Genomic DNA, 19,210 nt, shown 5'->3' on the forward strand with positions numbered 1-19,210 from the left:
TCAGCCCGCCTGGGCCGCCGCCTGCGCCGCCGCGGGCAGCGCCTCGACGATCAGCCCCAGCGCCTCCTCGTCGTGCGCCGCCGACAGGAACCACGCCTCGTACGCCGACGGCGGCAGGTAGACGCCCTGGTCGAGCATCGAGTGGAAGAACGCCGTGTACGCCTTGGTGTTCTGCGTCTGGGCCGCGGCGAAGTCCGTCACCTCCCGATCGGTGAAGAAGATCGAGAAGAGGCTGCCCGCGCTCTGCAGCCGGTGCGGGACGCCCGCCGCCTCCAGCGCCTTCGTCGCCGCGAGCGAGACCGCCGCGGCGGCGGCGTCCACCCTGGCGTAGGCGTCGTCGTCGAGGCCGCGCAGCGTGGCCAGGCCGGCCGCGCACGCCAGCGGGTTGCCCGACAGCGTGCCCGCCTGGTAGACGGGGCCCTCGGGCGCCAGGTTGGCCATGACGTCCGCCCGGCCGCCGAACGCCGCCGCGGGCAGACCGCCACCCATGACCTTGCCGAACGTCACGAGATCGGCGTCGACGGGGTCGAGACCGTACCAGCCGGCCCTGGACACCCTGAAGCCCGTCAGCACCTCGTCGAGGATGAGCAGGGCGCCGTTGGCCGCGCACAGCTCCTTGAGCCGCCGGTTGAAACCGGGCAGCGGCGGCACCACGCCCATGTTGGCCGGGCACGCCTCGGTGATCACGCAGGCGATCTCGCCCGTGCGGAAGGCCTCCTCGACCGCCGCCAGGTCGTTGTACGGCAGGACGATCGTGTCGGCCGCCGCCGCGCCCGTGACACCAGGCGTGTCGGGCAGGCCGAAGGTGACCACGCCCGAACCGGCCGAGGCGAGCAGCGCGTCGACGTGGCCGTGGTAGCAGCCGGCGAACTTGACGACCTTGGAACGCCCGGTGAAGCCGCGGGCCAGCCGTACGGCGCTCATGGTCGCCTCGGTGCCCGAGCTGACCAGGCGCACCTTCTCCACGGGAGCGACCCTGGAGACGATCTCCTCGGCCAGCTCGACCTCGCCGGGGGTGGCGGTGCCGTACGACAGGCCGTGCTGGAGCGCGCCGGAGACGGCCTCGACGACGGCGGGGTGGCGGTGGCCGAGGATCATCGGGCCCCACGAGCAGACCAGGTCGACGTAGCGGTTGCCGTCGACGTCGGTGATGTAGGGGCCCTGGCCTGAGGCCATGAAACGGGGCGTGCCGCCGACGGCGCCGAACGCTCTCACCGGGGAGTTGACGCCCCCGGGCACGATGGCGCGGGCTCGCTCGAAGAGGTCCTCTGAGTTCTGTGTACGGCTCACGCGTCCCAGCCTACGGTCAGGGACCCTCCCCCCTTGCGTGGCCCTCACCTGGTGGCACGGACACGGAGTCAAGTCCGCTTTATGGGCATTTGGGGGAAGACGCAAAGGAGGCGGGGTATCTCAGGTACGCACGGGGAGTGACGGAGTGGTGATGAGCGTGCGCCGGAGCCGGGAGGGGCCGGCTCTCCGGCCATGCCGACCGGACGGCCAGCAACGCTACGACGGAAGACGCCCATGAACCTGCAAATCCTGCCCCTGGCCGTCACCATGATGGCGGGTCCGCAGATCATGACGGCGATCGTCCTGGTCATGCACCGGTACGCGGTGCGGGTCTCCCTCGCCTACCTGGTCGGCATCGCGCTCGCCGCGACCGTCGGAGTGATGCTGACCCGCTGGCTCGCCGCCCTGCTCGACGGCGCGATCCCGCTGGGCGACCCCCACGACAAGGGATCGCTGGGCTGGATCATCCAGATCGTCCTGGTCGCCCTCCTGGTCGCCATCGCGCTCAAGAGCTACCTGGGACGGGCGACCTCCAAGCCGCCCAAATGGCTCGACAAGCTGCTGGAGACCGGTCCGCGCAAGGCGTTCACCACCGCGCTGCTGCTCGTGCTGTTGATGCCGACCGACATCGTGGCGATGCTCACCGTCGGCGTGAACCTGCAGCAGAACCACGCCCCGCTGCGCGCGGCGGTGCCGTTCCTGCTGGTGACGCTCCTGATCGCGGCGCTGCCGCTGCTGGCCTACCTGCTGTTCCGGCACCGGGCCACGGCCGTCATGCCCAAGGTGCGGAGCTGGATGGACACCCACGGCTGGCTGATCAACATCATCGTCTGCGGCATCTTCGTCCTCCTCATCGTGTGAGACCCCCGGAGGACGGCTTCGGGCGGGCGGCCCGGGATCAGACGAGCCAGTCGAGCACGCGGAGCGGGTCGGGAAGGGGACGCCCGTCGGGAGGCCGCAGCCAGGACACGGGCTGGCCGCCGGCCATGGTGGAGGGCGGGGCCAGGACGTAGCTGTCGCGGCAGTGCCACCGCAGGCCGGGCGTCTCGTCGATCGAGGTGGGCGCGACGTCGAGGCTGCACGTCCACCACTCGTCCTCGTCCTCGGGATTGCCGCGGGTGGCCACATAAAAGAGCACCCGGTCGCCGTGAGAGGCGACCGGGCCGGAGTGGAAGTCGGCGGCGTCCATGCGGGACAGCGCGGTGAGGCCCGCCGTGAGCGGTACGTCGAAGACGTCGAACACGCGGCCGGTGGGCAGGATCACGTTGGCCTCGGGCTCGCGCTGCCACCAGCGGGTCAGCTGCGTCGTGTCCGTCGTGGCCTGCAAGGACCAGGCGGGCGAGAGCGGATGGGCACCGGGATCCGGACAGCCGATCCGGTCGCACGAACAGGCGCGGGCCCCCCGGCGCAGCGGATGGGCGCCCGGCACGCTCGCCCAGCCGAGGGCCGCGTACTGCAGGACCGATTCGACCCGGGTCGGGCGCGTCCGCTTTTTGGTACGCCGAGCGAGTGGTACCCCCACCATGGTGTCTCCCCGTTCGAGTCCGTGCCTGAGAGAGGTCCCCGGGCACTCGAGACGGCTTCACAAGGGACACACCAGCACTTGTCCTCGCACTCTAACGCATAGGTCCCATGACCCGACGGGAAACCCCTCTGCTCAGATGCGTCGCGCCACTTCCGTCGCCCAGTACGTGAGGATCAGGTCGGCCCCGGCGCGTCGGATCGCGACCAGCGACTCCGTGATCGCGCGGTCGCGGTCGATCCAGCCGTTGGCCGCCGCCGCCTCCACCATCGCGTACTCGCCGCTGACCTGGTAGGCGGCCACCGGCACCTCGACCGTGTCGCGCACCTCGCGCAGGATGTCGAGGTAGGGGAGGGCGGGCTTGACCATGACGATGTCGGCGCCCTCGGCGACGTCGAGGCGGACCTCGCGCAGGCCCTCCCCGACGGGCCCGGCCGGGTCCTGCTGGTAGGCCTTGCGGTCGCCGAAGTTCTTCGGCATCTCGACGGCCTCGCGGAAGGGGCCGTAGAAGGCGGAGGCGTACTTGGCCGAGTAGGCCATGATCGGCACCTGGGCGAAGCCCGCCGCGTCGAGCCCGGACCTGATCGCGCCGACCTGGCCGTCCATCATGCCGCTCGGCGAGATCATCTGGGAGCCGGCGCGTGCCTGGGCGACGGCCATGGAGACGTAGCGGTCGAGCGTGGCGTCGTTGTCGACCTCGCCCTCGGGCGTCAGGATGCCGCAGTGGCCGTGGTCGGTGACCTCGTCGAGGCAGGTGTCGGCCATGACCACCAGCGCGTCGCCCACCTCGGACACCACGTCACGCAGCGCCTGCTGGGTGATGCCGTCGGGGTCGTCGGCGGCCGTGCCGTAGGAGTCCTTGACCGCGGGGACCCCGAACAGCATCACCCCGCCGAGGCCCACCTCGGCCGCCTCGTGGACGGCCTTGCGCAGCGACTCGCGGGTGTGCTGGACCACGCCCGGCATCGAGCCGACGGGCTGCGGCTCGGTGATGCCCTCCTTGACGAACAGCGGAAGGATCAGATCGGCCGGATGCAGCCGCGTGCCGGACACCATCCTCCGCAGCGCGGGGGTACGGCGCAGCCGCCGCGGTCGGGCGGCGGGGAACTCGGCGGTCATGACTCTCCTCACACGTGCCCCCGGGGACGGGGTTACTTGGCGCGCCTGCGCGCTCCCCTGCGGTTCTGCGACGGCCTGCGCGGGACGTCGCCCGCCTCCAGCGCCGCCTGCCTCTGCTTACGACCGTACTCGGCCAGCGCGGCGGCCAGGGCCGAAGCCGACGGCTTGTCGGCCATCACGTCGACGCGCAGCCCGAACTCCTCGGCCGTCTTGGCGGTCTGCGGGCCGATGACCGCGATCACCGTGACGTTGTGCGGCTTGCCGGCGATGCCGACCAGGTTGCGCACCGTCGAGGACGAGGTGAACAGGACGGCGTCGAACCCGCCGCCCTTGATCGCCTCGCGGATCGGCGCGGGCGGCGGCGCGGCGCGGACGGTGCGGTAGGCCGTGACGTCGTCGCACTCCCAGCCCAGCTCCGTCAGCCCGGCCACCAGCGTGTCGGTGGAGATGTCGGCGCGCGGGAGCAGGACCCTGTTGATCGGGTCGAGCATCGAGTCGTACGGCGGCCACTCGGCGACCAGACCCTCGGAGGACTGCTCGCCCGAGGGCAGCAGGTCGGGCTTGACGCCGAAGTCGACCAGAGCGCGCGAGGTGGCCTCGCCCACGGCGGCGACCTTGAGCCCGGCGAAGGCGCGGGCGTCCAGGCCGTACTCCTCGAACTTCTCCCGCACCGCCTTGACGGCGTTGGCGCTGGTGAAGGCGACCCACTCGTAGCGGCCGGTGACCAGGCCCTTGATCGCGCGGTCCATCTGCTGCGGGGTGCGCGGCGGCTCGACCGAGATGGTCGGCACCTCCTCCGGCACCGCGCCGTAGGAACGCAGCTGCTCCGACAGGCCCGCGGCCTGCTCCTTGGTGCGCGGCACCAGCACGCGCCAGCCGAACAGCGGCTTGGTCTCGAACCACGACAGCCTGTCGCGCAGGCCGACCGCCTCGCCGACCACGATGAGCGCGGGCTCGGCGAACCCGGCGTGCTTGAGGTCGGGCTGCAGCCGGCCCAGCGTGGTGGCGACGGTGAACTGCTCGGTCGTGGTGCCGGCGCTGCTCACCGCGACGGGCGTGGAGTCGGGCTTGCCGTTGGCGATCAGCGCCTTGCCGATCGCGACGGCCTGCTCGATCCCGTTGTAGACGACCAGCGTGCCCGCGCACGCGGCGTGGGCGGCCCAGTCCTGCTCCTGCGCGGCGTCGACGATCCTGAACTCGGGGACGTCGGAGGCGGGCGGGATGCCCGCGTAGGCGAGCACGGCCGTGGCGGGCGGGACACCGGGCACGATCTCGAAGTCCACCTCGGCCGCGGCACACGCCGCGACCTCCTCGGTGATCGAGGAGAACAGCATCGGATCGCCCTCGCACAGCCGTACGACGAGCTGCCCTGCCTTGGCGCGCTTGACGAAGTCGTCCTGGACGACCTCGACGCCTTCCTTGCAGTGCTTGAGAAGAGGGCCGAAGGCCTCCTGGTCGAGGACGACGGCGTCGGCCTTGCCCAGGAGTTCGGCGCCACGGAGCGTGAGCAGGCCTGCGTCGCCTGGACCCGCGCCCACGAAGGCGACGAAAGCAGCGGTCGGACTATCGGGGCTCAATGGGACTGCTCCCCCATCAATCTGTCGGCCCCCTCAGCGATCATGGTGGCCGCGAGATCGCGGCCCAGCTCCATGGCCTCCGAAGGAGAACCGGCGGCGGACTTGCGCACCGCTTCCCGGCCGTCGAGGGCGACGACCGTCGCGGTCAAATTCAGCGTGTGCCCGTCGTCGAGGGCGAACGCGCCGACCGGGGCCGAGCATCCCGCCTCGAGAGCGGACAGCACCGCGCGTTCGGCCGTCACCGCGGACCTGGTCCGCGGGTCGTCGAGCACGCTGAGGAAGTCGACCAGGTCAGACCTGGTCGAGAGGCACTCTACGGCCAAAGCGCCCTGACCGGGAGCAGGCAGCATCTCCTCGACCTCGAAGATCTGGGAGATCTCGGACACCCTGCCGATGCGGGTCAGGCCCGCGGCGGCCAGAACGACCGCGTCGAGCTCGCCCGAGGTGACCTTGCCGATGCGCGTGTCGGCGTTGCCGCGGATCGGCACGTAGTCGAGGTCGTCGCGCAGGGCGCGCAGCATCGCGATGCGCCGGGGCGACCCGGTGCCGACCTTGGCGCCGGGCGCCAGGTCGGCGAACTTCGTCCGGCCCACCAGCGCGTCGCGGACGTCATGGCGCACCGGCAGCGCCGCGACCACGAAGCGGGGGTCCTGCTTGGTCGGCAGGTCCTTGAGCGAGTGGACGGCGAAGTCGACCTCGCCCGTGACGAGCTTGTCACGCAGGGCGCTGACGAACACGCCGGTGCCGCCGAGCTGCGACAGCTGGGCCTTGGACACGTCGCCGAACGTCGTGATGCCGACCAGCTCGATGGCCTGGCCGGTCTTCTCCGTGTAGAGGTCGGCGACCATCTGCGACTGGGTCGTCGCCATCAGGCTGCGGCGGGTGCCGAGCTTCACAGGTCCACCCCTCTCACGGCTTCGGGCACCGTGGGATCGAGATCGAACAGCTCGCGCAGAGCCTCGGCATAATGATCGCCCGCGGGCGAGGCCGCGAGCTGCTTGACACGCACGGTCGGCTCGTGGAGCAGCTTGTCCACCACGCGCCTGACGGTCTGCGCCACCTCGTCGCGGGCCCGGCCGTCCAGGTGGGGCAGGCGCATCATCAGCCTGCCGAGCTCGGCCTCGACGACGTCGGCCGCCTTGCTGCGCAGCGCCACCACCGTCGGGGTGACGCGGGCGGCGCGCTCGGCCGACAGGAACGCCTCGAGTTCCTGGGCGACCAGCCGCCGGACCGCCTCGACCGCGTCGCGCTCGCCGGCGCCGACACCGGACCGCTGGATCGTCTCCAGGTCGACCAGGGTGACGCCGTCGACGGCGCGGACGGCGGGGTCGATGTCGTGCGGCATCGCGAGGTCCAGCAGGAAGGCCGGGCCCTCGACCATGTCGGACGTGATGACGTGGTGTCCCGCGCCCGTGCAGGAGATGACGAGGTCGGCGTCGCCGATCTCGCAGGAGACCTCCGACAGCTGCACGGCCCTGCCGCCGACCGACTCGGCCAGCCGTACGGCCTTGTCGTAGGTGCGGTTGGCGACCACGACGTCGGTGATGCCGACCCGCGCCAGCGTGGCGACGGCCAGGCCGCTCATCGCGCCGGCGCCGACGACCAGGGCGCGCCTGCCGGTCAGGTCACCCGCGAAGGACAGGCCCGCGGTGACGAGCGAGGCGCCCGCGCGGTCGATGCCCGTCTCGGCGTGGGCCCGCTTGCCGACGCGCAGCGCCTGCTGGGCCAGCTCGTTCAGGGTCGCGCCGACGGTGCCCTGCTCCTGGGCGAGCCGCAGCGCCTGGCGGGTCTGGCCGAGGATCTGGCCCTCGCCGACGACCATGGAGTCGAGGCCGGCGGCGACGGTGAACAGGTGCTCGACCGCGCGGTCCTCGTAGTGCACGTAGAGGTGCGGGGTCAGCTCGTCGACGGGGACGCCGGAGTGCGTGGACAGGAGGGTGGTGACGGCGGTCACGGCCGCGTGGAACCTGTCCACCGCGGTGTAGACCTCGACCCTGTTGCAGGTCGACATCACCATGACCTCGGCGACGTTCACCTCCCTGTGAACGTCCTGCATCAGCTTGACCAGCGCGTCGCCGGACACCGACACGCGCTCGAGCAGCGACACCGGAGCGGTCCGGTGACTCAGTCCGATCGCAAGAACGCTCACTGGCTGTCCACGGCCATCAACGGCCCCCCACTCATCCGATCCGCTTTGCGTTGCTCATGGAACGCGAGGATCTGCAGCTCGATCGACAGGTCGACCTTACGGACATCGACAGTGTCAGGCACAGAGAGCACGACAGGGGCGAAGTTCAGGATGCTGGTCACCCCCGCCGCGACCACGCGGTCGCACAACTCCTGCGCCGCGGCCGCCGGGGTGGCCAGCACGACTATCGACACCCCACGCCTCTTGATGACGGCTTCCAGCTCGTCGATGTGCTCAACATTCAACCCCGCTATGTCGTCGCCCACGATTTCGGGGTCGGCGTCGAGCAGCGCGGCGACGCGGAAACCCCTGGAGACGAAGCCCCCGTAGTTGGCGAGCGCCCGGCCGAGGTTACCGACTCCGACGATCGCGACGGCCCAGTCCTGGGTGAGACCGAGCTCCCTCGAGATCTGGTAGACGAGATACTCCACGTCGTAGCCTACGCCGCGGGTGCCGTAGGAGCCGAGGTGTGACAGGTCCTTGCGCAGCTTGGCCGAGTTGACGCCCGCCGCGGCCGCCAGGTCCTCCGAGCTCACCGTCGCGATGCCGCGCTCGGCCATCCCGTTGAGGGCGCGCAGGTACAGGGGGAGTCTGGCCACCGTCGCCTCGGGGATGCCGCGGTCACGCGGTTGGGACTGACGCATCACGTGCCGAGGCTCCTTGGGCTGCGGTATCAGTAATCGGGCCGCCTTTCAGATTAATCCCTTTGTGAACCGACGCACAAAGTCGTGGCTAGGCTGAGGGGATGCACCGCATCACATTGCTGGGCAAGCCAGGCTGCCACCTGTGCGACGACGCCCGCGCGATCATCGCCAGGGTGGCGGCGGACACGGGCGTCCCGTGGGAGGAGGTCGACATCAACTCCTCGCCCGAACTGACCGAGAAGTACTGGGAGATGATTCCCGTCACTCTCGTCGACGGGGTGCAGCACGACTTCTGGCGGGTCTCCGAGGAGCGCCTGCGCGCGGCCCTGTCCGGCTGACCTGTCCGGCTGACCTGCGCGGCCGACCTGTGCGGACGGCCCGCCTCAGACCTGGAAGGCGGTCGGCAGCGGCACGACCTTGGCCGCGTTGACACTGAGCTCGATGACGTTGGTGGCCAGCACCATCGACTGGCGATCGGTCAGGAAGCGCTCCATGTGGGGCTGGCGCTGGTGGTCGGCGTAGGCGACCTCGTCGCGGTACAGCTCGTAGACGATGCGCTGCAGCGGGGCCGACTTGACCGCGTGGCAGGCGTAGACCAGCGTGTCGGGCTCGCTGCGCCGGACGGCCTCCACGGTCTGCTCGGCCAGCCGGTCGAAGGCCTCGCCGGAGCCGTCCATGATCGTGAACACGGTCAGCAGGCCGTAGATGCTGGGCGAGGGCCGCGAACCGCCGCCGGCGGGAACCGTGGTGGAGCCGGTCGAGAAGCCGGGGATCTCGGCGCCGGGGTAGACGGCGCCGGTGGCGGGCATGCTGTACTCGGGCTCGCGGGCGTGCCCGCCGTAGCCGGGTGATGCCGCCGCCAGGCCCTCGGGCACGCCGAACATGCCGGTCTCCGGCGGATGGCCGCCCGGCATGGAGTGCGGGCCGGTGTGCGGGCTCGCGTGGCCGCCCGGCAAGGAGTGCGGGCCGGTGTGCGGGCTCGCGTGGGAGCCGGCCGGGGTGGCCGCGTGGTGACCGCCCTGGGGGCCGCTGGGCGGGAGCTGGCCGTAGCGGCCGTCGGCGCCGTTGGACATGAACGTGCCGGTGGCAGGACCCGAGGCGAAGGGATCCATGCGGGCGGCGTAGTCGACCTCCTGCTCGCCGGCGCGGTACTCGGCGACCAGATCGCCGAGACCCGACCTGCGGGGCTGCGCCGGTTGCTGGACGGCCGGCTGCTGGACCGCCGGTTGCTGGACGGCCGGCGGCGGCACGGCGGGCTCCCTCGCGGCCCTGCGGCCGGCGGGACGGGACTCCCACTGCTCCTCGGCGATCTCGCCCTCCTCCTCGTCCTCGTACGGCGCCAGCGGGCGCAGCACGGAGTACCAGACACCGGCCGCGGCCACGACGAGCAGCGCGACGGTGAAGACCGCCGGCACGCTGAACCGCACGGCGCCGACCAGCGCGATGGCGCTGGGCCCGACGACCAGGCTGGCGTGCAGGTTGTCGGTGTCGTACTCGTCGCCCTTGCGCCAGCGCAGTCCCGCCATCACCAGGCAGCCGAGCATCACCAGGACGACGAGCGCGTGGACGCCCGTCAGGACCGATCCGGCGACCAGACCCCAGTGCAGGCTGCCGGACGGCAGGACCGTGTTCTTGAGCTTGGCCTCCTCGATCACGGGGTCGAGGATCAGGATGTAGCCGGAGACGATGGTGACGGCGATGCCCAGCAGCCAGGTGGCGAAGCTGGCCCTGCCCTTCTCCGCCAGCAGCTGGACGAGGCCGATGGCCAGCCACAGCGGCGCCAGCAGCGCCCCGAACAGCTGGTAGAGCCGGAAGGTGAGCGGCCCGAAGGTCTGCAGCGTGCCGAGCCCGACGGCGGCGAGCGAGAGGCACAAGGCGATCGCGGCCACGGTCCAGGCGATCAGCCAGCCGTCACGGTCTTCCTGAAAACGGCGTACCAGGGCGAACGCGGCGATCCCGGCGAGGAGGGCACCGGCGAACGCGATCACTGCGACGAGGAGTTCCATGGTGCCCCCAATGCTGCCGGACATTACCTCCCAACCGGTAGCCGAAGAGGGAAGCGGGTCGGTCCACACGGTATCCGCCGGTTACTGGTAGCCATGACGCACCCTGTGCGGATTGTGGAATTTCCAGTTGATTTCTAGAGTGTTCGAGCACGCCGCACCCCTTACCCCTAGGGATACCGGATGCCTGACTCGTGGTCGTTCGCCGGGCTACTTCCCTCCTCCGCACTCGGAGGAGCCCGGACGGGCGAGCTTGCTGTACGTGAAGACGTGCCGGACACCGATCACAATGAGCTGCGCGCACTGGTCTTACGGGCCAAAGCCGGCGACAACGACGCTTTCGGAACGCTCTACGACCGCTATCTCGACCTCGTCTACCGGTACATCTACTTCAGAGTCGGCTCCCATCCCCTCGCCGAGGATCTCACCAGCGAGACCTTCCTGCGCGCGCTTCGCCGAATCACCGACTTCACCTGGCAGGGTCGTGACTTCGGCGCCTGGCTCGTGACCATCGCCCGGAACCTGGTCACCGATCATTTCAAGTCCGGTCGCTACCGCCTCGAGGTCACCACGGCGGAGGTGCTCGACGTCCCCGTCGACGGCGAGCACATCCCTGAGAACGCCGTCGTCACGGCGATCATCAACGACCGCGTGCTGCGCGCCGTACGGGAGCTCAATCCCGAGCAGCAGGAGTGCGTGGTCCTGAGGTTCCTGCACGGCCTGTCACTGGCGGAGACCGCACTGATCATGGGGAAGAAGAGTGGAGCGATCAAAGCGCTGCAGTTCCGAGCGATCCGATCGCTGGCCAGGGCTCTCAAGCCGGATCTGGCGTAACCTCACCCCGCGGCAGGTCGTTAGGCAGGTATCACCAGTGGATCGACATGCGGGGGCGGCAGGGAGCGTTCATGGGTAGGTCGCCATTCCATCGCCGGCTGTCCGATCATGACGCTGATGCCCTCCTCGGACAGCTGACCGACCTCGGCGCGAACCTCCCCCTGGGAGGCGGGCCCGACCCCGCGTTCAGAGCCAGGCTGCGCGAGACGCTGCTGTCCGAGACCCTGGCGCCTGGACCGGCCACCGCGGCGCCGCCCGCGCGCCGTCGTGGATCGCTGCGCTGGCTCTCCCCTGTGCTGGCGGCCGGCCTCGCGACGGCGATGACGCTGTCGACAATCGTGACCTACCGCGCGGTGCCGGGCGACATGCTCTACCCGCTCAAACGGGCCGCGGAGGGCGCGGTGATGGAGCTGAACCCCGACAAGGCGGGCGGCGCCCTCGACGCCGCGAGCGAGCGGGCCGAGGAGTTGGCGGCGCTGCTCGACGCGGGCGGCGGCGGCCCGCACGTCGGCGCCACGCTCCAGGAGATGGAGGAGAGCACCCGCTCGGCGATCGAGCGGATGGACCGGGCGGTGCCCCGCGACCAGTCGAAGATCGACGACTTCGTGGCCGAGCAGCACGAGAAGGTCGACCCGATGCTGGAGCAGCTCAACGACGTCGACCAGCAGCAGGCCAACGATTACCTCGACTACATCGACGGGCTGCGGCTGCCTAACGGCTAGTCAATACTTCCCGGTTAAGCTGAGGGGCTATGAGGCGGCTACTACGACGGCATCGGGCGGCTGAGGCGGAGATTGCCGGCGAGGTGGCGGCAGCCGCCGCGGTGGCCACCGTTCCCCCCGAGCCCGACATGCAGGCCGCGGCCTTCTTCGACGTCGACAACACGATGATGCGCGGAGCCTCGATCTACCACTTCGCCCGCGGCCTCGCCACGCGCGGCATGTTCACCACGTCCGACCTGCTGAAGTTCGCGGTCGGCCAGGCGGTCTTCCGGCTGCGCGGCAACGAGAACCCCGAGCACATCGCGGTGGCTCGCGAGACCGCGCTGGCCTTCGTCGCGGGCAGCAAGGTCGACGACGTCGTACGGCTCGGCGAGGAGATCTACGACGAGACGATGTCGGACCGGATCTGGGCGGGCACCCGGGCGCTGGCCCAGTCGCACCTCGACGCCGGGCAGCGCGTCTGGCTGGTCACCGCCACCCCTGTCGAGCTGGCCAGGGTCATCGCCCAGCGGCTGGGCCTGACCGGCGCCCTCGGCACGGTGGCCGAGTCGCAGGACGGCGTCTACACCGGCCGCCTGGTCGGCGACCTGCTGCACGGCCCCGCCAAGGCCGAGGCGGTGCGGGCGCTGGCCCGCCGCGAGGGCCTCGACCTGACCCGCTGCACCGCCTACAGCGACTCGGCCAACGACCTGCCGATGCTGTCGCTGGTCGGCCGGGCCGTGGCCATCAACCCCGACTCGGAGCTGCGCGAGCACGCCAAGAAGCACAACTGGCCGATCCGCGACTTCCGCACGGGACGCAAGGCCACGCTGACCGCCCTGCCGATCGCGGCCGGGGTGGGCGCGGTCGCGGGCGGCATCGCCGCGGGCATCGCGCTGCGCCGCCAGCACCGCTCCGGCTGACCCGCCGCCCCCACGCGGGAGGCTCACAGGGCGGCGGCACCCGCGCCTTCGGGCGGCCCGGGAACCGGCGGTCGCGCGGCGCAGCGTTCCAGCAGGGCGGCCAGCTCCAGGCTGACCGCCGTGGGGTTCTCCAGCCCGACCATGTGCCCCGCTCCCGGCACCACCACCAGCCTGGCCGACGGCAGCGCCGCGGCGATCCTGCGGCTGTGCTCCGGCGGTGTGAGCCGGTCGAGCGCGCCGACCAGCACCAGCGTCTCCACCGAGGCCAGCGCCTGCAGCGCCGCCAGCTTGTCGTGGGCGAGCATGCCGTGGAAGAAGCCCGCCATCACCGAAGCCGGCGTACCGGCGATCATGCGGTTGACGAAGCGCAGGTGCTCCCTGCGCGGGCCGAAGGCGAGAAAGCGGGTGACAGGCAGCGTCGTCATCGGGTTGATCACGGAGTCCCGCAGCCCGTTCATGACGAGGGGGGTCACCCGCGGCACCAGCCTGCCCAGCGGGCCGCGCAGGCCGAACGTGCTCTCGCCGAGCCGGCCGGACGACGTGCTGACCAGCGCCGCGCCGACGATGCGGGAGCCGAACAGCGCGGGACGGGAAGCGGCCAGGCCCATCACCGTCATCCCGCCCATCGAGTGGCCGACCACCACCACGGGCAGTTCCGGGGGCACGACGGCCTCGATGACGGCGTGCAGGTCCTCGCCGAGCTGCTCGATCGTGCGGCGGTCGGCGGGTCCCTCGCCGGAGTCGCCGTGCCCCCGCTGGTCGTAGCCGACGAGCATCGCGCGTCCGGCCAGCGCCTCCCGCTGGAAGTGCCACGAGTGCCTGGTGAGCACCCAGCCGTGGGCGAACACGACGGCGTACGCCGGAGCGTCGGGCTCGTCGACCTCCACGGCCAGCCGTACGCCGTCAGGGGTGGTGACGGTGAGGGCCCGTCCTCGCGCCGTCACCGGGTGAGGGGCGCGCCGCCCGCGGGCCGCGACCGCCCCGATGGCCACACCCGCCAGCACCCCCGCCGCGATCGTCCACGCTCTCATGCGCAGACGATAACTTTTACTGGACTGATAGTCCAATAGTCTGGTCGTCGGCGATGGCCTGGAACAGCCGGCCAGCCTCGGGCTGCTTCCACTGCAGTCGGTGGCGGTCCTGCGGATGTGGTTCGACCGGGACGGTGGAGAAGTGCAGTTTCGCGCCCGACACGCCCCTCGCGATGTCGGCCATCTGGCTCACACCGAGCCCGTCGTCGGTCGTCACCACCTCGCTCGCGGCCCGGATGAGCGCGACGAGCTTGGCCGGGTCGCTCCGCACCTCCGCCGCCATCGCGGCCAGGAAACCGTGCTGGCGCTTGATGCGCGACAGATCGCTGCCGTCGGCGTAGTCGCGGAGCCTGACGTAGCCCAGCGCCTGCTCCGCGTTGAGCTCGTGCTCCCCCGCGGGCAGTTTCAGCTTCGACTTCCTGTCGTCGATCGGGGTGTCCACCTTCACGCGCACCGTCCCGACGGCGTCGACCATCGTCTTGAAACCGGCGAAGTCCACCTCCACCGCGTGGTCGATCCTGACCTTCGTCAGCTTCTCGACGCTCTCCCACACGCACCGCAGGCCACCGGCGTCAAGCGCGGCGTTGAGCATCCGCTGCCCGCCCGGCGCGCCCGCGCAGGAGGGCAGCTCCGCCATCGAGTCGCGGGGCAGGTTGACCGCGTCCGCGCTCCTCCCGTCGGCCGACAGGTGCAGCAGGATGATCGTGTCCGCTCGGGCGCCCACCCCGGTCCTGGACTGGATCGGGCCGTACTTCGCGTTGGCCTCGCCCTCGCGGGTGTCGGAGCCGACGAGCAGCACGTTGATCGCTTGGCCGGACTTGGCCGGGCGCGCGCCCGCGGGCGGGGCCACCGTACCGGCTGTGAGCTGGTCGCCGCCCTTGAGCACCACCATCGGGACGGCGACGGCCGCCGCGGTCGCGACGGCGGCCAGGCCCAGCATCGGCCAGCCGCCCAGCCTGAACCCTCGGCGGGGGCGGCGCTCCATGAAGCTCCGGCGCCGGCCGGCCAGCGTGGCGGGCGGCTCGTGCTCCAACTCGTCGCCGAGGTCGCGGAGCATCCTCAGGTCGTCCATGGTCACGCCTCCTCCAGCATCGGGTTGGTGTCGCCGAGCGCGGCGCGGACCTTCCTGCGCGCTCGGTTGAGGCGGGAGCGCACGGTGCCGACCGGGATGGACAGCGCCTGCGCCACCTCCTCGTAGGCCAGATCGCCCCAGGCGATCAGCAGCAGGACGTCCCTGTCCCTCGCGGGCAGCGCGGCGAGCGCGCCGGCCAGCAGCGGCCGCGCCGCCTGCGCCGTCACGCCCGTCAGCACCCGCTCCACGGGCGACTCCACCACCTCGTCCGCCGGCACCCGCAGCAGCGCCCGATACCTGGTGGCCTCCTTGCGGTGGTGGCGCGCGAGCAGCTTGGTGACGATGCCGAACAGCCACGGCCGCGCGTCCGTGTAGGACATGTCGTATTTCTTGCGCTTGGCGAAGGCGATCAGGAAGGTTTCGCCGACCAGGTCATCGGCCGGTTCGGGCCCCAGGCGCCGGGAGACGTAGCGGTACAGCATTCCCGCATAGCGGTCGAACAGCTCGGCGAACTGTTCAGGGTCGGCCAGGGAGCCACGGATCAGCTCGTCGTCCCTGAACCCGACAGGAGTTGGCGCGGTCAACAGGCCGGCCCCCTTCGTGGAATCGACGCGGTCCCCGGTATCTCTCCCTCAGGGGCGATCCGGGTTCACGCGCCCCCCGCGAGGGGTGCGGCGTGCCGTACCGGGGGGCTCAGAAGAAGGCGTGACCGCGGCGCAGGCGCAGGGCCGTGAGCAGCTGCTGGACGACCTCGCGGACGTGGTCGGTGAGCTCGAAGACCAGCATGGGGTCGTCGGCGGCGGCCGGCTCGAAGGTGTCGGTCCTGATCGGCTCGCCGAACTCGATCATCCACTTCGACGGCAGCGGGATCAGGCCGAACAGGCCGAACCACGGGAACAGCGGCGTGATCGGCAGGTACGGCAGGCCGAGCAGGCGCGCGAGGAAACGCAGGTCGCCGATCTTGGGATAGATCTCCTCCGCCCCGACGATCGCCGTGGGCACGATCGGCACGCCGGCGCGGATGGCGGACGCGACGAAGCCGCCCCTGCCGAAGCGCTGCAGCTGGTATCGCTCGGAGAACGGCTTGCCGACGCCCTTGAAGCCCTCGGGGAACACGCCGACGAGCTCACCCTTGCGCAGCAGGCGGTCGGCGTCCTCGGGGCAGGCCAGGGTGTGGCCGGTCTTGCGGGACAGGTGGCCGAGCACCGGAAGCTGGTAGACCAGGTCGGCGCCGAGCAGTCGCAGCGCCCGCCCGCCCTCGTCGTGCACGGCCACCTGCATCATCAGGGCGTCGACGGGGAGCGTGCCCGAGTGGTTGGCGACCATCAGCGCGCCGCTGTCGGCCGGGATGTTGTCCAGGCCGACGGTCTCGACCCGGAACCACCGGTGGTAGAGCGGCCTGATCAGCTCCAGCAGGACCTTGTCGGTGAGCTCGGAGTCGTAGCCGAACTCGTCCACTTCGTACTCGCCGGCGATCCGGCGGCGCAGGAAGGCCAGCAGGCGGGCGATCGCGTCGTCGTGGTCCTCTCCCGCGTAGGAGGGCGCATCGGTGATGGGAATCACCCGACGTTCTTCGGGCGAAGCGCTCAACTCCGGACACCTCTCCTCGACCGCAGGAAGTCGTCGAAAGCCGCCGCGGTGGTGAACTTGGGCTTCCAGCCGAGCTCGGCCGCGAGCTTGGCGCCGTCGACGACCCTGCCGTGACACAGCAGCCGCAGTTGCTCCGGCGAGAAGTCGACCAGGCCCGCGCCGCGAGCGGCCTCGCCCAGCAGGCGGAAGGCGGGCGAGAGGAGCGGGAGGGTGATGGCGCCCGCCCGGCGCGCGCACTGCGACAGCAGAAGCACGCCTTCCCCGGTCACGTTGTACGTGCCGGGGTGGTCGTCCAGCGCCATCCGCCGCAACACCTCGACCGCGTCGTCTTCGTGGACGAACTGCAGCCGGGGGTCGAAACCGAACACGGACGGCAGGACGGACTGGCTGAAATAACGCGTCAGCGGCGAGTCGACGCCGGGACCCATGAAGTTCGCGAAACGCAGCGTCGACACCGTCACATCGGGACGGCGGCGCGCGAAGCCCCGGACATAGCCTTCGACCTCGGCCGCGTCCTTGGCATAGCCATGAGACGGGCTGTCGTGAGGTACGACGTCCTCGGTGAACACCGCCGGATCCTTGGGCGACGAGCCGTAGACCGCGGTGGTGGAACGCACCACCACGCGGCGCACGGTCGACGACCGCTGACAGGCACCGAGCAACTGCATGGTGCCGATCACGTTGTGCTCTTTCATGGAGGCTCGGCCCGCGCTGCCCGAGGGAGCGCTGACCAGGCTCATGTGCACAACGATGTCGATGTCCGCCGCCGCGATCACCTGAGCGATGTCGGGGCTGCGAAGATCCACCCGGACGAACTCCGTCCGGCCGAGGGAGATGCCGCCATCTCGGGTGAGCGAGGGCGGCGGCACGGTGTCCACTCCGATGACGCGACTGATGCCCGGGTCCGCCGCGAGAACGCTCGCCACTCGGGCGCCGACGTGGCGCGAGACCCCGGTGACAAGCACGGTGTGGGTCATCGGCGCCTCACAGACTGCGGCTACTTCTTGTTACGACGCTGGATGCGCGTCTTCTTCAGCAGCTTGCGGTGCTTCTTCTTGGCCATCCGCTTGCGGCGCTTTTTGATCACAGAGCCCACGGGACCCCCAGGTAACTGATAGCAAGGCTGAATCGGTGTGCGAGCGCACACCGGTCAACAGACTACCGGCGATCCACGGTAGATCGCCCCCTGGGGGTGACCGTGTGGCAACACTCGCGATGTGACCACCGATCACACCGCTACCTCTCGGGCTTACCCAGCCTCGATGTACGCCTCCCTGAGGTAGTCGTGGACCGCCTGCTCGGGAACTCGGAACGAGCGCCCGACCCTGATGGCCGGCAGCTCGCCAGAGTGCACCAACCGGTACACCGTCATCTTGGACACCCGCATGACCGTGGCCACCTCGGCAACGGTCAGGAACTTCACCTCGCTGAGAGGTCTTTCGCCTGCACCCATCGGACGCCTCTTCCGCACGTGTTTCCGGGTTATCCCCACTGGTGCCATTGCTCACGCACGTGTACTGCCGTCAGCGTAAGTCGGGACTCCGAGTGCGCAAACCCCCTACTTTCTCAGTCATCGGAGCCGCCTGTCAGCGAAACCAGCGAAATTGCTGGCCAGCAGCCGGGCCGTGCCCCTCGCCTGGACGTGCTACCTGTCTATGTTCGTACACATAAGAGTCGCCCGGCGCCCCTCAAAAGTTGGCAAAGGGACGACGAGCCTCTTGGAATGCAGGCGCGAAAAGACGGTATAGGGAGGGCCGAATTCGACTCAAAGGGCTCGTGAGACTCGTGTGACGAGCCGATCGGTCAACGGCGCGTAATAGCGCGGTAGCACATTGTCATCGAGTGGGACGACCACGTCGATCTTGCCCTCGGCCTCGCCCAGGAAGAGCGCGGGGTCGTTGCTGTCGGCGAACCCGACGGTCGGGATGCCCGCCTCTCCGGCCGCTCCCGCCCAGCCGTGATCGGCGATCACCAGATCGGGACGCGCGTCGCCGAGCTCGGCCAGCATCGCCTCCATGGGCGCCGAGTCGTGCGTGTGCACGAAGCCGCCCCGGTCGTCGAGCATCGCCACGTCGCCCAGGTAGCGGATCTTGCGCTTCCTGCCGAAGCCGGCGCCCCAGTAGGTCCAGCCCTCGGCGGGGCTCAGCAGCGTCGCGCCCCTGGCCGCCACGGCCGCGGCCAGCGGCAGGTGGATGGCGAGCAGACCGGTCGGATGCCCCGTGGCGAACAGCACGCGCGGCGCCGGCCTGGCCAGCACGCCGACGATGCGGTCGGCCATGAGGTCGAGCGCGTCGATCGTGCGCTCGGGATCGATGGTGTCCTGGCCCTCGCGGTGCCCGGGATCGGCGACGACACCCGCCGACTTGGCCATCTGGGCGAGGACGTCGCGGTAGGACCAGTTCTCGAGACTGGTCAGGCCGAAGAGGAAGTAAGGGTCTCGGTTCGCGACGGACCGGTAGTGGTCGAGATTGTTCTCCCTGCTGGTGGCCACATCTCCGGCGATGCGCGTCCTGATCAGGTGCTCGCGGAGTTCGTCGCGGGTCAGCAATGGACTCTCCTTCCCACCTGTCGGAGCCTAACGGCCCACGAATGGTCTGAACCACCGCACAGGCCGCGAAATTCCGACGACTCGGGCACCCGGGCGCGTCGTAGGCACGCTCACGTCGGACGCCCGGACGCCTCACGGACACGCCCACGTCGGACGCCCGGGCGCGTC

21 protein-coding genes are annotated in these 19,210 nt (G+C 70.5%); 5 read left to right on the plus strand and 16 right to left on the minus strand.

Translation table 11 applies throughout. From position 1 onward, the window contains the following. Positions 1 to 1,290: a glutamate-1-semialdehyde 2,1-aminomutase gene (gene hemL, locus ACWEVS_RS07315; protein WP_452550398.1), complete on the minus strand. Its 1,290-nt coding sequence runs from the start codon at positions 1,288 to 1,290 to the stop codon at positions 1 to 3. A 234-nt stretch (positions 1,291 to 1,524) separates the two neighbouring features. Here hemL and ACWEVS_RS07320 point away from each other — a divergent pair, with 234 nt between their 5' ends. Further along, positions 1,525 to 2,151 (plus strand): GAP family protein, encoded by a 627-nt coding sequence (locus tag ACWEVS_RS07320; RefSeq protein ID WP_354907800.1) that lies wholly within the window; start codon positions 1,525 to 1,527, stop codon positions 2,149 to 2,151. A gap of 37 nt (positions 2,152 to 2,188) precedes the next feature. Here ACWEVS_RS07320 and ACWEVS_RS07325 read toward each other — a convergent pair whose 3' ends face one another. The 6 genes from ACWEVS_RS07325 to ACWEVS_RS07350 all read right to left on the minus strand — a co-directional run bounded on the left by ACWEVS_RS07325 (position 2,189) and on the right by ACWEVS_RS07350 (position 8,340). Further along, on the minus strand, positions 2,189 to 2,815 hold the full coding sequence (locus ACWEVS_RS07325) for a bifunctional DNA primase/polymerase (protein WP_449915257.1): 627 nt from the start codon (positions 2,813 to 2,815) through the stop codon (positions 2,189 to 2,191). A 132-nt stretch (positions 2,816 to 2,947) separates the two neighbouring features. Next, positions 2,948 to 3,931: a porphobilinogen synthase gene (gene hemB / locus ACWEVS_RS07330; RefSeq protein ID WP_452550400.1), complete on the minus strand. Its 984-nt coding sequence runs from the start codon at positions 3,929 to 3,931 to the stop codon at positions 2,948 to 2,950. Between the two features lie 32 nt (positions 3,932 to 3,963). Then, on the minus strand, positions 3,964 to 5,508 hold the full coding sequence (locus tag ACWEVS_RS07335) for a uroporphyrinogen-III synthase (RefSeq protein ID WP_452550402.1): 1,545 nt from the start codon (positions 5,506 to 5,508) through the stop codon (positions 3,964 to 3,966). Then, positions 5,505 to 6,377 carry a hydroxymethylbilane synthase gene (gene hemC / locus ACWEVS_RS07340; protein WP_449916172.1) on the minus strand — a complete coding sequence of 291 codons (873 nt, stop codon included), beginning with the start codon at positions 6,375 to 6,377 and terminating at the stop codon, positions 5,505 to 5,507. The genes ACWEVS_RS07335 and hemC overlap by 4 nt, the downstream gene beginning before the upstream one ends. Before the next feature lie 23 nt (positions 6,378 to 6,400). Beyond that, positions 6,401 to 7,657, minus strand: coding sequence for a glutamyl-tRNA reductase (locus ACWEVS_RS07345; RefSeq protein WP_452550404.1), 1,257 nt, complete (start codon positions 7,655 to 7,657; stop codon positions 6,401 to 6,403). Beyond that, positions 7,654 to 8,340: a redox-sensing transcriptional repressor Rex gene (locus ACWEVS_RS07350; RefSeq protein ID WP_354907807.1), complete on the minus strand. Its 687-nt coding sequence runs from the start codon at positions 8,338 to 8,340 to the stop codon at positions 7,654 to 7,656. Before ACWEVS_RS07350 ends, ACWEVS_RS07345 begins: the two co-directional genes overlap by 4 nt. A 101-nt stretch (positions 8,341 to 8,441) precedes the next feature. Between ACWEVS_RS07350 and ACWEVS_RS07355 the strand changes: the two genes are divergently transcribed. Then, positions 8,442 to 8,678, plus strand: a complete 237-nt coding sequence (locus tag ACWEVS_RS07355) for a glutaredoxin family protein (RefSeq protein ID WP_449915263.1) — start codon at positions 8,442 to 8,444, stop codon at positions 8,676 to 8,678. Positions 8,679 to 8,723: 45 nt separating this feature from the next. Here the strand turns inward: ACWEVS_RS07355 and ACWEVS_RS07360 are convergent, their stop codons facing one another. Beyond that, the gene (locus ACWEVS_RS07360; RefSeq protein WP_452550405.1) at positions 8,724 to 10,346 is read right to left on the minus strand and encodes an antibiotic biosynthesis monooxygenase; all 1,623 of its coding nucleotides are present in this window, start codon (positions 10,344 to 10,346) and stop codon (positions 8,724 to 8,726) included. Positions 10,347 to 10,526: 180 nt separating this feature from the next. Between ACWEVS_RS07360 and ACWEVS_RS07365 the strand changes: the two genes are divergently transcribed. From ACWEVS_RS07365 to ACWEVS_RS07375, 3 genes are all read left to right on the plus strand, one after another. After that, positions 10,527 to 11,177 (plus strand): sigma-70 family RNA polymerase sigma factor, encoded by a 651-nt coding sequence (locus ACWEVS_RS07365; protein ID WP_449915266.1) that lies wholly within the window; start codon positions 10,527 to 10,529, stop codon positions 11,175 to 11,177. A gap of 71 nt (positions 11,178 to 11,248) precedes the next feature. After that, positions 11,249 to 11,899, plus strand: a complete 651-nt coding sequence (locus ACWEVS_RS07370; RefSeq protein WP_449915268.1) for a DUF5667 domain-containing protein — start codon at positions 11,249 to 11,251, stop codon at positions 11,897 to 11,899. A gap of 29 nt (positions 11,900 to 11,928) precedes the next feature. Further along, positions 11,929 to 12,801 (plus strand): HAD family hydrolase, encoded by an 873-nt coding sequence (locus ACWEVS_RS07375; protein WP_354907813.1) that lies wholly within the window; start codon positions 11,929 to 11,931, stop codon positions 12,799 to 12,801. Between the two features lie 23 nt (positions 12,802 to 12,824). Here the strand turns inward: ACWEVS_RS07375 and ACWEVS_RS07380 are convergent, their stop codons facing one another. From ACWEVS_RS07380 to ACWEVS_RS07415, 8 genes are all read right to left on the minus strand, one after another. After that, positions 12,825 to 13,832 carry an alpha/beta fold hydrolase gene (locus ACWEVS_RS07380; RefSeq protein WP_452550406.1) on the minus strand — a complete coding sequence of 336 codons (1,008 nt, stop codon included), beginning with the start codon at positions 13,830 to 13,832 and terminating at the stop codon, positions 12,825 to 12,827. Positions 13,833 to 13,848: 16 nt separating this feature from the next. Further along, a complete protein-coding gene (locus ACWEVS_RS07385) occupies positions 13,849 to 14,904 on the minus strand; it encodes an LCP family protein (protein ID WP_452550408.1) in 1,056 nt (351 codons plus the stop codon). Positions 14,905 to 14,906: 2 nt separating this feature from the next. Next, positions 14,907 to 15,488 (minus strand): RNA polymerase sigma factor, encoded by a 582-nt coding sequence (locus ACWEVS_RS07390; RefSeq protein ID WP_452416336.1) that lies wholly within the window; start codon positions 15,486 to 15,488, stop codon positions 14,907 to 14,909. A 109-nt stretch (positions 15,489 to 15,597) separates the two neighbouring features. Beyond that, positions 15,598 to 16,467 (minus strand): lysophospholipid acyltransferase family protein, encoded by an 870-nt coding sequence (locus ACWEVS_RS07395; RefSeq protein WP_354907818.1) that lies wholly within the window; start codon positions 16,465 to 16,467, stop codon positions 15,598 to 15,600. Between the two features lie 23 nt (positions 16,468 to 16,490). Further along, positions 16,491 to 17,471 carry an NAD-dependent epimerase/dehydratase family protein gene (locus ACWEVS_RS07400; protein WP_449915275.1) on the minus strand — a complete coding sequence of 327 codons (981 nt, stop codon included), beginning with the start codon at positions 17,469 to 17,471 and terminating at the stop codon, positions 16,491 to 16,493. 20 nt (positions 17,472 to 17,491) lie between these two features. Beyond that, positions 17,492 to 17,590 (minus strand): 30S ribosomal protein bS22, encoded by a 99-nt coding sequence (locus ACWEVS_RS07405; RefSeq protein ID WP_018654693.1) that lies wholly within the window; start codon positions 17,588 to 17,590, stop codon positions 17,492 to 17,494. 153 nt (positions 17,591 to 17,743) lie between these two features. Beyond that, positions 17,744 to 17,947, minus strand: a complete 204-nt coding sequence (locus ACWEVS_RS07410; RefSeq protein ID WP_026214222.1) for a helix-turn-helix domain-containing protein — start codon at positions 17,945 to 17,947, stop codon at positions 17,744 to 17,746. Between the two features lie 312 nt (positions 17,948 to 18,259). Next, positions 18,260 to 19,042 carry a phosphatase gene (locus ACWEVS_RS07415; protein ID WP_354907822.1) on the minus strand — a complete coding sequence of 261 codons (783 nt, stop codon included), beginning with the start codon at positions 19,040 to 19,042 and terminating at the stop codon, positions 18,260 to 18,262. Positions 19,043 to 19,210 lie beyond the last annotated feature (168 nt).

Source organism: Nonomuraea sp. NPDC003754 (assembly GCF_053605785.1).

What these genes read in the sequence shown, in the direction of transcription:
- ACWEVS_RS07320 (WP_354907800.1), top strand. Translation starts at nt 1,525, where the DNA reads ATGAACCTGCAAATCCTGCCCCTGGCCGTCACCATGATGGCGGGTCCG.
- ACWEVS_RS07325 (WP_449915257.1), bottom strand. Translation starts at nt 2,815, where the DNA reads ATGGTGGGGGTACCACTCGCTCGGCGTACCAAAAAGCGGACGCGCCCG.
- hemB (WP_452550400.1), bottom strand. Translation starts at nt 3,931, where the DNA reads ATGACCGCCGAGTTCCCCGCCGCCCGACCGCGGCGGCTGCGCCGTACC.
- hemC (WP_449916172.1), bottom strand. Translation starts at nt 6,377, where the DNA reads ATGGCGACGACCCAGTCGCAGATGGTCGCCGACCTCTACACGGAGAAG.
- ACWEVS_RS07350 (WP_354907807.1), bottom strand. Translation starts at nt 8,340, where the DNA reads ATGCGTCAGTCCCAACCGCGTGACCGCGGCATCCCCGAGGCGACGGTG.
- ACWEVS_RS07355 (WP_449915263.1), top strand. Translation starts at nt 8,442, where the DNA reads ATGCACCGCATCACATTGCTGGGCAAGCCAGGCTGCCACCTGTGCGAC.
- ACWEVS_RS07360 (WP_452550405.1), bottom strand. Translation starts at nt 10,346, where the DNA reads ATGGAACTCCTCGTCGCAGTGATCGCGTTCGCCGGTGCCCTCCTCGCC.
- ACWEVS_RS07365 (WP_449915266.1), top strand. Translation starts at nt 10,527, where the DNA reads ATGCCTGACTCGTGGTCGTTCGCCGGGCTACTTCCCTCCTCCGCACTC.
- ACWEVS_RS07370 (WP_449915268.1), top strand. Translation starts at nt 11,249, where the DNA reads ATGGGTAGGTCGCCATTCCATCGCCGGCTGTCCGATCATGACGCTGAT.
- ACWEVS_RS07375 (WP_354907813.1), top strand. Translation starts at nt 11,929, where the DNA reads ATGAGGCGGCTACTACGACGGCATCGGGCGGCTGAGGCGGAGATTGCC.
- ACWEVS_RS07380 (WP_452550406.1), bottom strand. Translation starts at nt 13,832, where the DNA reads ATGAGAGCGTGGACGATCGCGGCGGGGGTGCTGGCGGGTGTGGCCATC.
- ACWEVS_RS07385 (WP_452550408.1), bottom strand. Translation starts at nt 14,904, where the DNA reads ATGGACGACCTGAGGATGCTCCGCGACCTCGGCGACGAGTTGGAGCAC.
- ACWEVS_RS07400 (WP_449915275.1), bottom strand. Translation starts at nt 17,471, where the DNA reads ATGACCCACACCGTGCTTGTCACCGGGGTCTCGCGCCACGTCGGCGCC.
- ACWEVS_RS07410 (WP_026214222.1), bottom strand. Translation starts at nt 17,947, where the DNA reads ATGGGTGCAGGCGAAAGACCTCTCAGCGAGGTGAAGTTCCTGACCGTT.